Genomic DNA, 12,853 nt, shown 5'->3' with positions numbered 1-12,853 from the left:
TCCCCAGAAGCGGTTGCCTCGCGGGTCCTGGCGAGGCCCCCCGCACGACCTCATCCGCGGCTAGCGTGAGCTCGTGACCTTCTTCGGCGGCTTCGACGAGTGGGACCTGTCCCTGGAGACGGGGGTGACGCTTCACGGACGCTCGGGAGGTGAGGGTCCGGCGGTGGTGCTGCTGCACGGTCATCCTCGGGCGCACACCACGTGGTACCAGGTCGCTCCCCGTCTGGCGGATGCCGGCTACACGGTGATCTGCCCGGACGTGCGGGGCTACGGACGCTCCAGCAAGCCCACCCCGGACGCGGCGCACAAGGTCTACTGCGCCGAGGCGAAGGCCGGCGACACGGTGGCGCTTGCGGAGGCCCTCGGTCATGACCGATTCGCCGTGATCGGCCACGATCGAGGCATGGGAGTGGCCTACACGTGTGCCCTCGACCACCCCGGAAGAGTCACGGCGCTGGGGGTTCTCGACGCCGTGCCGCGCCTCGAAGCGGACGAGCGGGTCAACACCCGCTTCGCCACCGAGTGGTGGCACTGGTTCTTCTACACCGGCTCCCCGCACGCCGAACGGGTCATCACCGCCGATCCCGACGCGTGGTACGAGCTCGACGCCGACAAGCGGGCCGCGATGGGGCCGGAGAACTTCGACTACGTGGCCGCGGCGATCCGGCGCCCCGACACCATCCGCGCCATGCTCGAGGACTATCGAGCAGGCCTGAGCGCCGACCTGGACCACGACCGCGCGGCGCGCACCGAAGGCCGCACGATCCCGTGCCCGACCCTGGTCGGCTGGTCCATCCGCGACGACCTGGAACAGCTCTACGGGGACCCGGCCGCGTTGTGGAGGGACTGGGTGGCTGGGCCGATCACGACCGCACGCATCGACAGCGGGCACCACATGGCAGAGGAGAACCCGAGCCAAGTCGTAGCCGCTCTCGTCGGCTTCCTGGAGCACAGTCTCTGACGGACGGCCGCGGGGTTCAGGCGCCCGATCGAGGTGGTCGGGTTGCGGCGCGATGGCGGGCCTTCTTGCTCCGGTTGCCGCAGATGTTCATGTCGCACCAGCGGCGGGTGTGGCTCTGGCTGTTGTCAACGAACATCTCTTGGCAGGTTGGTGAAGCGCACAGCGCGAGCCGGTCGCGGTTGGCTGGCGCCAGGAGGACGAGCGCGTCGGCCGCCACGACCGCCACGGGGGGGGTGAGGTCCATGTGGGTGATTCTTCGTTTACCCTGGTTGACGTGGCCTGGTGCGAGGCGCACGTTGCAGTGACACACAGGTTCTGCGTGATCACTGAGCGTGTCTAAGCCTGAGGAGCTCGTTATGGCTGGTTCGTCATCGTGGACGGGTCGTACTCGGAAGTCGGTGCTGGTGACTGCTGCGACGGTGTCGTTGGTCGCGACGTCGTTGGGTGGTACCGCCGGGGCTGTGGGGGCGGATCCGAAGCCGCCATCCCCGGGGCATTCGAGGTCGAAAGTGGGCCCGAACCCGGGGGACAAGGGCAAGAAGGCCCCGACCCACCCGGAGGCGCCGGGGTGGGTGAAGGACAAGGTCGCCAAGAGCCGCTGGAGCGCGCCGGGTCAGGTGCGCAGGGGTGCAGTGGGGATGGTCCCGCCGCCGTCGGCGCGGTGGACGTACGAGGGCAGCGGTGATGGTCTCGAGAGTGTGGTGCAGGCCACGGGTGGACGTGCGGCTCCTCACGTGGCTGCGCCGGAGCGGGTCGCGGCGGTGGACCCGGACGAGGCTGTCGCGGCGCCGGGTCTGGGGGTGCAGGGGCACTACGGGATGGAGGAGTTCAAGATCCGCGAGGGGCTGTCGGTCGCGGTGAACGTGGCCAACGGGAATCTGGTGGTCCGGTCGACGGACTTGAAGTTCAACGGGCCGGGGATCGGGACGAGCTGGGACCGGTTCTACAACGGCCTGGCCACGCGCACGGGCGCGTTTGGTGGCAAGTGGTCCCTGTCGGGTGGGCATGACGTGGGCCTGGAGGTCGGGACCTCCACGGTCGTGTTCCGGGGCCCGTCGGGGTTCCGGGCCACGTTCACCGGGTCGGGGTCGACGTGGACGGCGCCGACGGGCGTGAACGCGAAGCTGATCAAGAACGCGGACGGGTCCTAGTCGGTGCGTACCAACGGCACCGGAGAGACGCTGAAGTTCACCGCGGGCGGGTACTTGATCCAGCACAACGACCGCAACGGGGTCGGCCTGAAGTTCTACTACGGGTCGACCACACAGATCCAGAGCGTCGTCGACGCGGCGGGCCGCACGTCGACGTTCACGTACGACGCGGCCAAGCGGATCACCAAGCTGACTGATTCGGCGGGGCGGGCGATCACGTACGCCTACGACGCGGCGGGACGCCTGGCCTCGGACACCAACGCCAACGGCGAGACCACCAGCTACACCTACGACGCGAACGGGCGCCTCGCCCGAATCACCACGGCTCGTGGCGTGACCTTGACCATCGGCTACCAGGCCGGCGGACGCGTGTGGCGCGTGAACCGGTGGACGGGGATGAACGCGAACGGCACCGCGAACGGCACCGATTTCGCGTACGCGGCCGGGTCCTCGACGCAGACGAACCCGAACGGGAAGAAGTGGACCTACGCCATCGACGCGGTGGGGCGGGTCACCAAGGTCACCGACCCGTTGGGGCGGGCACGGTCGGCGTCGTGGACGGCGAACTCGATGATCGCGACCACGACCGATGCCATGGGTGCTGGCGGGACGGGCGGGAACATCACCAAGTACACGTGGGACACGGCGAACAACCCGACCCAGGTGCAGATCCCGACCGGGGCGGTCACCTCGGCGGTGTACACCACCGGTGGGGCGTGCGCCTCGACGGACTCGGCCAACCCGGACCGGCCCAAGTGCCTCACCGACGACGCGGGCAACAAGACGTCGATGGCCTATGACGCGGTCGGGAACCTGACCAGCAAGACCGACACCACCGCGACCGGCGGGGCCGCGTTGAAGTACACGTGGAGCGTGCCCGGCTCGACGGACGGCACGGAGAACTGCTCCCCGTTCGCGGGCCAGCTGTGCACCATCACCAAGGGCAACGGCAACGTCACCCGGTACACATACAACGCGAACGGGGACTTGACCAAGATCACGCCCCCGTCCCCGCTGGGAGTCCAGTCCTTCGAGTACGACTCCCTGGGCCGGATGACGGCCTCGGTCAACGGCCGCGGGCACCGGATCACGTACACCTGGGACAACCAGGACCGGAAGGTGAGCTACTCCATCCCGGACACCCCCGCGGGGAACCCGTGGACGAACTATCTGACCTACGACGCCGACGGGAACGTCACCTACAACCAGTCGACGCTGGAGTACGACGCGCTGAACCGGCTGGTGTCGATGAAGACCCCGGCGCACGCGAACCCCTCGACCGTGGGCTATGACCCGGCCGGGAACGTCACCACCTCCACCGACCCCGACGGCAACGTCACCACGTACACTTACGACGCCGCGAACCAGGTCACCACGGCCGGGTTCCCCGGCGCCACCTGCGCCCAGGACCTGGTCTCGCAGGCCGGGTGCGTCAAGTTCGGCTATAACGCGAACGGCCTGGAGAACAAGCGGGTCATGCCCGCCAACGTCGTGCAGGACGTCACCTACGACAACTCCTCCCGGGTGACCCGCACCAAGGCGGGTTCGCCGAACCAGGCTCTCCTGAACGACTTCGCGTACACGTACACCGCCGCCGGCGCGGACCGCACCCAGGTGCAGACCATGACCGACCACGTGGGGTACACCGCCAACGGCGCCACGGTCATCGCCAAGGGCGCGGTCACCAGCTACGGCTACGACTCCCTCAAGCGCCTGACCAGCGCGGTCGAGAAGACCCCCGCCGGGGCGGCGTCGGCGTCGTTCACGTACGCGTATGACAAGAACGGCAACCGCACCAGCTACACCCGGTCGGGGAACCTGGGAGGTGCCGGGCAGCCCGGCACCACCAGCTACGGGTACAACGCTGCGGACCAGCTGACCACGCTCAACGGCGACGCCAGCAAGTTCTCCTACGACGCGGACGGCAACGAGCTCACCGCCGCCGGAGACACCGCCGTCGGGGTGCCCAACCACGCCAGTGAGTGGACCGCTGACCACGTGGCCACAGCGATGACCACCAACACCAGCGACCGCTACGAGTACGGGTACGTCCAGCAAAGCAACCAGGGCAACCTCATGTGGTGGAACCACGGTTCCACCCAGCAGCGATCCCCCATCGGACTGGACACCACCCGCACCGACAACGCCGGCACCACCAAGTACCTGCTCTCCCCGTCCGGCAAGCCCCTGGCCTACAAGTGGGCCCCCAACGGCGGGGACTGGAAGACCGACCCCGGCCTTTACTACCTGACCGACCGACAAGGCTCGATCACCAGCACCGCAACCGGCGATCACGGCCTCGAAGCCGCGGTCTACCGATACTCCCCCTACGGCGAGTGGCGCGTCGCCGACGAGCACTACGACGGCGGCACCAAGGCCAACCGCATCCAGTTCCACGGCCTGCTCTACGACGACGCCACCGGCCTATACCGCACCGACACCCGCTGGTACGACCCCACCACCGGGCGCTTCACCCAACCCGACACCACCGCCTACGAAACCAACCCCTACCTCTACGCCGCAGGCAACCCCAGCAACGCCACTGATCGGTCAGGGAAGAAGTCCATCGGAGACGCAGTTGGAGACGTGGCTGGCGAGGTTGCCGGAGCGGGTCTGGGATTGGTCTCAAAGGCTGGACCCGTGGGCTTAGGCGTTGCTCTCGCAGGAGGGTGCATCGCAGGAGTAGCCGCGGAAGGAATTGGCAACTACATCGATGGAGAAAGAACATCGGGAGGAGACGTCGCCTTGTCATGCGCAAGCGGTGCGGCTGCGGGTTTCATAGGCCGCGCGGTCGGAAAGTTTGGCAAGAGCACAGGAGGAGACGACTAGACATGGGGGTTTTCCTAGTCTTGGCCGCCCTTGGGATTATGGTCATGTTCAAGGCGGTGATCTCCTGGAGCAACGACAAGTGGTCAGTATGGCCGGTGTTGGCTTCGATGCTATACACGAGCTTGATGCTGGTTGGATATTTCTTCACGCAGTAGCCCGCCAAAGTTCCTCGATTGTGCCCATGCCTCACCGGGTCACTTCAGCGTGCTGACGGCAAGGTGGGTGAACCGCCTGAGGTCTTTGCCGCTCGCATGCGGGCTGCGGCTCGGGGTTGAGGGCAGCGTAGTGGGCGATCTCGTACTCGGTCGGGGGAACGTAGCCCAGCGCGCTGCGCAGGCGCCGGTGGTTGTAACAGCTGACCCATCCGGCGGTGGCATACTCGACGTTGCCAACGGTCTTGTACGGCCCGGCGTGGAAGATCGTCGTGCGGATCCACTCGGTCTTGTACAGGCCGTTGATGCACTCCGTCAGGGCGTTGAGTCCCCTATGTCAAGCAGCGTGCGGAAGGGTCTGCCCGGGTTTGGTTGACAGGTCAACAAACCCGGGGCTGACCCCGGCACGGTCCAACTGGTCTGAGGTGTACTGGCAGCCGAGGTCGGCGTGGAAGATGACCCCGGTCGTGTCGCGGAGCCTGTCAATTTGTCTGTGTAAATGGAATGGTTCTCAATGGGTTTAGAGGTGGGCGGTGAAGCGGCCGGGGTAGATGAGGGCGAGCTCGCCCGGGGCGGCTTTCCAGTCGTGGACGGTGGATCCTTCGACGAGGCGCCCGCTGGCTTTGCGTTGGTCGCGGGGTTTGCCGGCTTCCTTGGCGCGTTCTCGGGCTCGGCGGTCCTCGATGTTGCGGATGGCCAGCTACAACAACTTGATGACGGCCGTGTCGGAGGGGAAGTGGCCGCGGGTCTTGATGATCTTGCGCAGCTGGTAGTTCAACGACTCGATCGAGTTCGTCGTGTAGATCACCTTGCGGACCGCCGGCCCGAACGCCACGATAGGGGCAATGCCTGATGTTTGAGATCACCGCGTTCGAACTGATTGTACTAGTGGCTGTTCTATCTGTACTAGTAATTTTGATTCGATAGAGAATTGGCCACCTACGCTCACGGGACTCCACTGAAGTTGACACCACCCGTGTCGACAGAATCAATCGACAGTAGACCTAGATTCGAAAGTGGTCGCGTACACCTCAAATAGTCATCGAATTTAGAGAGTGTACGCGGCCACTCATTCCGGTGGGGGGGCTGCTGCACCTACCGCCCGGGCTCTCGGTTACGCTCACGGCCTTGCGTCTGGTCGCGCATCCGGTGGGCGTAGGTGCGTGTCCCGAGGTTCGTCGCGCGGGCTGTCAGGCCGCGCCGTAGGGCCGCGTGGGGTCCGTTCGGGTAACTCGCCGCCCTCCGTAATCCACCGGTCGCGAGGAGGGGCTTTTGGCTCACCAGCTCGCGCACGCCGACGCACGGTGCTGGGGGATGGGGTACACCCCATCGATACCGCCCCAGCGGCACCGCCGTTGCAGGGCAGATAGGGTCCACCTCGCATTTCCCCCACGGTGGGGGTCGCCTCTAGCGGCATAGGGCAGTCTGGGCAGGTCGTCGGGTACCCCCCCCGCGTGTCGAGGGCGGCGAGGGCGGTGGCGTTGTCGTTCGTGAACGGCGGCGCTGTCGTGGCAGACGACGTCATCGACCCTCAGCAACGGGGCCCTGACTTTGGACAGGTAGTGCGGGATCTGGAGGTGACGGACCGCTAACCTGTGGTGATTTCCTGGGGGTTGGGCAGTTTCACGCACTAACTGGGTGCGTCTAGCCTCCTGGTGTGGCGTTCATCAGGCGGGTGCGGACGAAGTCGGGGGCGACGGCCGTGCAGATCGCCGAGTACGCCGCTGGGCGTCAGCGGATCCTCAAGCACGTCGGTTCGGCGCACACCGAGGCCGAGCTCGGGGTGCTGCTGGCCCGGGCCGGTGAGCTGCTGGATGACCGCGACCAGGGCGTCCTGGAGCTGGGGGTGGAACCGAGCCCGCCCTCGGCGGCGCTGGTGGCGCCGGCTCCTGAGCCGGCGCTGCTCAACCCGTCGCCTGCGTCTGGGCTGGCGGTACGCACCGGTCCGGGGCGGGTGGTGGGTACGGACAGCCGGGTGCTGTTCGAGGCCCTCGCCGCGGTGTACGCCCAGCTGGGGTTCGGCGTGCTCGAGGACGAGGTGTTTGCCGACCTGGTGCTGGCCCGGGTCGTGGAGCTGACCTCGCTGCTGGACGCCGCCCGGGTGCTGGCCGATCTGGGTCAGGAGGCTGCCAGCTACAAGACGATGGGGCGCACCCTGACCCGCGCCAGGGAACGCGGATACCGCGACCAGGTCGCCACGGCCTGCTTCGAGCAGTCGTACATGACCAGCGGTGACGTCTCGCTGGTCATTTCCGACGTCACCACCTTGTACTTCGAGGCCGAGAAGGAGGACGACCTGCGCAAGGTCGGCTTCTCCAAGGAACGCCGGGTCGACCCGCAGATCGTCGTCGGGCTGCTGGTCGACCGCAACGGCTTCCCGCTGGAGATCTGCTTCGAGGGCAACAAGGCCGAGACCTCCACGATCGTGCCGATCATCGAGGCGTTCCAGGCCCGGCACGACCTGGCTGACATGGTCGTGGTCGCCGACGCCGGGATGCTCTCGGCGACCAACCTGCGCCAGCTCGACGAGGCCAACCTACGGTTCATCGTCGGCTCCGGGGTGACCAAGGCCCCGATCGACCTCGCCTCCCACTTCCGCTGGCACGGGGACGCGTTCACCGACGGGCAGGTCATCGACACCACCACGCCGCGAACCGGCCGCAAAAGCGACAACGATGTCAAGGTCCGCGCCGAGCCCTCGTGGGACCCCGACGAGCACGTGGCCTCCTGGCGGGCGGTGTGGGCCTACGCGGCCAAGCGTGCCGCGCGCGACCACAAGACCCTCACCCTGCAGGAGAACCGGGCCAAGGCCGTCATCGCCGGGGAGAAGGCCGCCCGCACGCCACGATTCGTGAAGAAGAACGGCGGGGCCACCGTGCTCGACGAGGCGTCCCTGGCCAGAGCCCGGCGGCTGGTCGGGCTGAAGGGCTACGTCACCAACATCCCTGCCACGGTCATGCCTGCCGGCGAGGTGGTCTCCTCCTACCACGACCTGTGGCACGTCGAGGCCTCGTTCCGGATGTCCAAGACATACCTCAAGGCCCGGCCGCTGTTCGCCCGGAAACGTGACGCGATCGAGGCGCACCTGACCATCGTCTTCACCGCCCTGGCGGTGTCACGCGAGGTCCAGAACCGCACCGGCTTGACCATCCGCAACGTCGTCCGCCAGCTCCGCCCGCTGCGCTCAGCCACCATCGCGATCAACGCCACCAGCCAGATCTTCCCGCCCCAGATCCCCGCCGACAAGCAGGCCATCCTCAAGGCCATCCACCGGGGCGGGCTCACGCACTAACGAAATGACCAAACTCGGGTCGTGGCAGACGACGTCATCGACCCTCAGCAACGGGGCCCATGACTGAAGATTGTCGTCAGGCGCGACACCCCGCCAGGGTTCGTCTTGGGGAGCTTTGCTATTCACTTCGCATGATCTTTGGACCGCAGGACGCTACAAGATGGTGGTTCGCGGATCATAGGCGTGGCCGGTCTCGTTCTGCTCTTCGTCGCTGCTGCGATCCGCAACTCCGCCGATCCCTCCGACAATGCGTCGATGCTCCGGGTGAGGCCACCGACCTCTCCGTCTGCCTGATTGTCCTCAGTGGTGGGAGACCAGCCTTGATCATGGGCGAGCTGTTGGCGGGGGATGCCGAGGATGACCCCGCGACTGCACGGCGGTCCAAAACAGTCATGTGCGGCACGATCACCTGTTCCATCGTTGCAGCAGTAGTCGTGAGTCTCTGACATCGGACGTGAGGGGGGCGAGCCACCCGCTCATCCGGTCTTCGATCAGACGGGAGCCAGGTCATGGAGGTGACCGCCGAAGTATCCAGGTCCGGCGCCTGGTGGGCGGTCGAGGTGCCTGAGGTGCCGGGTGCGTTCACCCAGGCCGAGCGCCTCGATCAGGTCGAGGCCGCGGTGGTCGACGCGGTCCGGACGAGGCGTGAGTGTGACGACCTCGCCGTCACCGTGACGGTGGCACACAGGTCGACGCGAGCGCGATCCTGAGGTGCGGCCCCGCGGGTCAGCGTTCGTGCACGGTGATGTCGAAGGCGTACTGGTCGGCGCGGTAGCAGTGGTCGCCGAACTCCACGGCCACGCCGTCGCCGGCATACGCCTTGCGGGTCATGGTGAGCAGGGGGTCGGACTTGGCGAGCTCGAGCAGCTTGCGCTCGCGGCCACCGGGGGAGCGGGCGCCGATGGTCTGCTGGGCGACGACCATCTTGGCGCCGCGGTCGCGCAGCAGCTCGTAGAGGCTGTGCTCGGTCAGCTCGGCCTCGGTGATGTCGGCGAAGCGCGGCGGCAGCCAGTTGTGGAGCAGCGCCAGGGGGATGTCGCCGGCATAGCGCAGCCGCTCGATGGAGAGCATGGGCGTGTCGGGGGGCAGGCCGAGTGCCTCGGCCGCGCGCTCGCTGTAGGCCTCTGCGTCATACGAGAGCACCGTGGTGACCGGGGCCCGACCGGAGCGCTGGAGGTCCTCGTAGAGCGAGGTGAGCTCGTCGCGGCGGTGGATGACCTCGTTGGCCACCGTCGTGCCGATGCCGCGGCGGCGCACCAGCAGGCCGCGGGCGACCATCTCGCCGATGGCGCGGCGCACCGTGGGGCGGGACAGGTCGAGGCGCTCGGCGAGGGACAGCTCGTTCTCGAACGCGTCGCCGGGCTTGAGCGCGCCACCCTCGATCGCCGCCGTGAGCTGTTGCGCGAGCTGGTGGTACAACGGCACCGGGCTCGTGCGGTCGATCATCACGGGGAGCTGAATGGTCACAGTCCGTGATGGTAATAGCAATATGTCAAAGTGTCACCAACTCACTAAAGTCCGTTTGTCCTAACAAACCTTGACAGGGTTGCGAGCGCTGAGGCAGGCTGGGCGTGTTCCCACCGACGTGACACCGACGCACAAGGGATTGTGATGGCTGACGCACCCTCCGACGCGACGAGCGCCGAGCGGCCCCAGCGGGCCGACGGGCCCGAGCCGTTCGACGTGCTGACCATCGGACGGGTCGGCATCGACATCTATCCCCACCAGATCGGCGTGGGGCTCGAGGACGTCGAGACCTTCGGCAAGTTCCTCGGCGGCAGCGCCACCAACGTCGCCGTCGCTGCCGCCCGGCACGGCCACCGCTCCGCCGTCATCACCCGCACCGGCGACGACCCGTTCGGCCGGTTCGTGCACCGCGAGCTGCGGCGACTCGGCGTCGACGACCGCTTCGTCACCCCTGTCGAGGGCCTGCCGACGCCGGTGACCTTCTGCGAGATGTTCCCGCCCGACGACTTCCCGCTCTACTTCTACCGCTACCCCCAGGCGCCGGACCTCGTGATGCGGGCCGACGAGATGCCGCTCGACGCCATCGCGGGAGCGCGCATCTACTGGGCCACGGTGACCGGTCTCTCGCACGAGGAGAGCCGCGCCGCGCACCACGCCGCCTGGGCCGCCCGCGACCGCCGCGCCCACACCGTGCTCGACCTGGACTACCGCCCGATGTTCTGGCCCGACGAGGTCACCGCGACCCGCGAGGTCGAGGCCGTCCTCGACCGTTGCACCGTGGCCGTCGGCAACCGCGAGGAGTGTCGCGTCGCCGTCGGCGAGGAGGACCCGGAACGCGCCGCGGACGCGCTGCTCGAGCGCGGCATCGAGCTGGCCGTCGTCAAGCGGGGGCCCCAGGGCGTGCTCGCCAAGACCCGGGACGAGCGCGTCGAGGTCCCGCCGATCCTGATGGACGTCGTCAACGGGCTCGGGGCCGGGGACGCCTTCGGCGGCGCTTTCTGCCACGGCCTGCTCCAGGGCTGGGGGCTCGAGCGGATTCTGCGCTTCGCCAACGCGGCCGGCGCCCTGGTCGTCGGTCGGCTCGAGTGCTCCACGGCCATGCCCACGCCCGACGAGGTCGAGCAGCTGCTCGCCGAGCGCGACGGAGACCGGTGATGGACCGCGCCGGCGTCGACGTCCGGGCCCTCACCAGGACCCGCCTGCGCGAGCCCGAGCGGATCGACCTCCTGTGGGCGGCCCGCCGGCGCCGCCCCCTCGTCGGGGACGACGGCCGCCTGCTCCTGGTCGCCTGCGACCACCCGGCCCGTGGCGCCCTCGGGGTCCGCGACGACCGTATGGCGATGGCCAGCCGCATCGACACGCTGGAGCGTCTCGCCACGGCCCTGTCACGCCCCGGCGTCGACGGCGTGCTCGGCACCCCCGACATCCTCGAGGACCTGCTGCTGCTCGGCCTGCTCGATGACAAGGTCGTCATCGGGTCGATGAATCGCGGTGGCCTGCAAGGATCCTCGTTCGAGCTTGACGACCGGTTCACGGCCTACGGCGCCGCCGACCTCGCGCGACGCGGGCTCGACGGCGGCAAGATGCTCACCCGCATCGCCCTGTCCGACGAGGGCACCGTGGCCACCCTGGAGGCCAGCGCCCGGGCCGTGACCGAGCTCGCCGACGCGGGCCTGATGGCGATGGTCGAGCCCTTCTGGAGCTCCCGGGGCGCCGACGGGAGGGTGGTCAACCACCTCGACCCCGACGCGGTGATCCGCTCGATCCACGTCGCCGCAGGCCTCGGGGCCACGAGTGCCCGCACCTGGCTCAAGCTGCCGGTCGTCGACGACATGGCCCGCGTCCTGGACGCCTCGACCATGCCCGCGCTGCTCCTCGGCGGCGACCCCGCCGGCGATCCCGAGGACACCTATACCACCTGGGCCGACGCCCTGACCTGCCCGAACGCCGCCGGCCTCGTCGTGGGCCGGGCGCTGCTCTATCCACCCGACGGGGACGTCGCTGCAGCGGTCGACGTCGCGGCCCGCCTCGTCCACGGCGACCCTGTCCCCGCCAACCGACCACCCGCTGGAGGAGCACGATGAGAGACTGGTTCAAGCCCTGGCGCACGACCGGGGACGACGACTACCCGGTGCGGATCCGACCGGGCGACCCCGGCTGGGCCCACACCGGTCTGCTCGTCGCCGACCTCGAGCCCGGCGAGTCCCGCGAGGTCGCCACCGGCGAGCACGAGTTCGTCGTCGTGCCGCTCGCCTGCGAGGCGGCGGTCGTCGAGACGGGCGGTTCGGCATACGAGCTGGAGGGTCGACCCTCGGTCTTCGCCGGGCCGGCGGACTGCCTGTATGTCGGGCGCGATGCGAGCTTCACCGTCACCGCGCCGCGGGGTGGGCGGATCGCGCTGTGCCACGCGACCGCTCGCAGCGCGTTCCCCGTGAAACATCTGCGCAGGGCGGAGATCCCCGTCGAGCTGCGCGGGGCCGGGCAGGCGAGCCGGCAGGTGCAGAACTTCGGCACGCCGGATGTCCTCGACGCCGACTCGATCATCGCCTGCGAGGTCATCACGCCCGCCGGCAACTGGTCGTCCTACCCGCCGCACAAGCACGACGAGGAGCGGTCGGGCGAGGAGACGGCGCTCGAGGAGATCTACTACTTCGAGATGCAGACCGAGCGTGGCGGCGGCCCGGGCCGTGACGGGGGCGCAGGCGCTCCGGACCCGATCGGCTACCAGCGCGTCTACGGCACCGACGACCGCCCGATCGACGTGCTGGCCGAGGTCCGCTCCGGCGACGTGGTGCTCGTGCCGCACGGCTGGCACGGGCCGGCGATGGCACCGACCGGCTACGACATGTACTACCTCAACGTCATGGCCGGGCCCGGCGACGAGCGCGCCTGGCTCATCTGCGACGACCCCTCCCACGCCTGGGTGCGCGGCACCTGGGACGCCCAGTCCGTCGACCCCCGCCTCCCCTACCCCTGACCTACCCCCGGTAGAGGCATCGAC

Annotated in this window: 9 protein-coding genes and 2 pseudogenes; 7 read left to right on the top strand and 4 right to left on the bottom strand. The window is 68.4% G+C overall.

Features of this window, described 5'->3' with window-relative positions; translation table 11 throughout:
• Positions 1 to 73 precede the first annotated feature (73 nt).
• The gene (locus tag GGG17_RS01765) at positions 74 to 961 is read left to right on the top strand and encodes an alpha/beta fold hydrolase (protein WP_311966346.1); all 888 of its coding nucleotides are present in this window, start codon (positions 74 to 76) and stop codon (positions 959 to 961) included.
• A gap of 16 nt (positions 962 to 977) precedes the next feature.
• On the opposite strand, the gene GGG17_RS01760 is transcribed toward GGG17_RS01765, so the two are convergent.
• Positions 978 to 1,205: a CGNR zinc finger domain-containing protein gene (locus GGG17_RS01760; RefSeq protein ID WP_154592084.1), complete on the bottom strand. Its 228-nt coding sequence runs from the start codon at positions 1,203 to 1,205 to the stop codon at positions 978 to 980.
• 265 nt (positions 1,206 to 1,470) lie between these two features.
• On the opposite strand from GGG17_RS01760, the gene GGG17_RS17050 reads away from it, so the two are divergent.
• Both GGG17_RS17050 and GGG17_RS01750 read left to right on the top strand, forming a co-directional pair.
• The gene (locus GGG17_RS17050; RefSeq protein ID WP_154592083.1) at positions 1,471 to 2,112 is read left to right on the top strand and encodes a DUF6531 domain-containing protein; all 642 of its coding nucleotides are present in this window, start codon (positions 1,471 to 1,473) and stop codon (positions 2,110 to 2,112) included.
• 3 nt (positions 2,113 to 2,115) lie between these two features.
• The gene (locus GGG17_RS01750; RefSeq protein ID WP_154592082.1) at positions 2,116 to 4,941 is read left to right on the top strand and encodes an RHS repeat-associated core domain-containing protein; all 2,826 of its coding nucleotides are present in this window, start codon (positions 2,116 to 2,118) and stop codon (positions 4,939 to 4,941) included.
• Positions 4,942 to 5,193: 252 nt separating this feature from the next.
• On the opposite strand, the pseudogene GGG17_RS01745 reads toward GGG17_RS01750, so the two are convergent.
• Both GGG17_RS01745 and GGG17_RS01740 read right to left on the bottom strand, forming a co-directional pair.
• A pseudogene (locus GGG17_RS01745) lies at positions 5,194 to 5,418 on the bottom strand (integrase core domain-containing protein); the annotation flags it as partial.
• Between the two features lie 195 nt (positions 5,419 to 5,613).
• A pseudogene (locus GGG17_RS01740) lies at positions 5,614 to 5,934 on the bottom strand (transposase); the annotation flags it as partial.
• A gap of 816 nt (positions 5,935 to 6,750) precedes the next feature.
• On the opposite strand from GGG17_RS01740, the gene GGG17_RS01735 reads away from it, so the two are divergent.
• Positions 6,751 to 8,385, top strand: a complete 1,635-nt coding sequence (locus GGG17_RS01735; RefSeq protein WP_288798545.1) for an IS1634 family transposase — start codon at positions 6,751 to 6,753, stop codon at positions 8,383 to 8,385.
• A gap of 726 nt (positions 8,386 to 9,111) precedes the next feature.
• Here the strand turns inward: GGG17_RS01735 and GGG17_RS01730 are convergent.
• Complete coding sequence (locus GGG17_RS01730) at positions 9,112 to 9,852, bottom strand: GntR family transcriptional regulator (RefSeq protein WP_288799208.1); 741 nt, start codon at positions 9,850 to 9,852, stop codon at positions 9,112 to 9,114.
• Positions 9,853 to 9,996: 144 nt separating this feature from the next.
• Here GGG17_RS01730 and iolC point away from each other — a divergent pair, with 144 nt between their 5' ends.
• The 3 genes from iolC to iolB are packed head-to-tail and all read left to right on the top strand — an operon-like array spanning position 9,997 to position 12,829.
• On the top strand, positions 9,997 to 11,007 hold the full coding sequence (iolC, locus tag GGG17_RS01725; protein WP_154592081.1) for a 5-dehydro-2-deoxygluconokinase: 1,011 nt from the start codon (positions 9,997 to 9,999) through the stop codon (positions 11,005 to 11,007).
• Positions 11,007 to 11,936: a class I fructose-bisphosphate aldolase gene (locus GGG17_RS01720; protein ID WP_154592080.1), complete on the top strand. Its 930-nt coding sequence runs from the start codon at positions 11,007 to 11,009 to the stop codon at positions 11,934 to 11,936. The genes iolC and GGG17_RS01720 overlap by 1 nt, the downstream gene beginning before the upstream one ends.
• A complete protein-coding gene (gene iolB / locus GGG17_RS01715) occupies positions 11,933 to 12,829 on the top strand; it encodes a 5-deoxy-glucuronate isomerase (RefSeq protein WP_154592079.1) in 897 nt (298 codons plus the stop codon). Before GGG17_RS01720 ends, iolB begins: the two co-directional genes overlap by 4 nt.
• Positions 12,830 to 12,853 lie beyond the last annotated feature (24 nt).

It is taken from the genome of Arsenicicoccus cauae, assembly GCF_009707125.1.
Lineage (GTDB): Bacteria > Actinomycetota > Actinomycetes > Actinomycetales > Dermatophilaceae > Arsenicicoccus > Arsenicicoccus cauae.
The sequence above is the reverse complement of the archived record's forward strand: the minus strand, read 5'-3'. Positions and strand labels throughout refer to the sequence as shown.

Excerpts from the sequence above, each read along its gene's own strand:
- GGG17_RS01760 (WP_154592084.1), bottom strand. The coding sequence starts at position 1,205 with ATGGACCTCACCCCCCCCGTGGCGGTCGTGGCGGCCGACGCGCTCGTC.
- iolC (WP_154592081.1), top strand. The coding sequence starts at position 9,997 with ATGGCTGACGCACCCTCCGACGCGACGAGCGCCGAGCGGCCCCAGCGG.
- GGG17_RS01720 (WP_154592080.1), top strand. The coding sequence starts at position 11,007 with ATGGACCGCGCCGGCGTCGACGTCCGGGCCCTCACCAGGACCCGCCTG.
- iolB (WP_154592079.1), top strand. The coding sequence starts at position 11,933 with ATGAGAGACTGGTTCAAGCCCTGGCGCACGACCGGGGACGACGACTAC.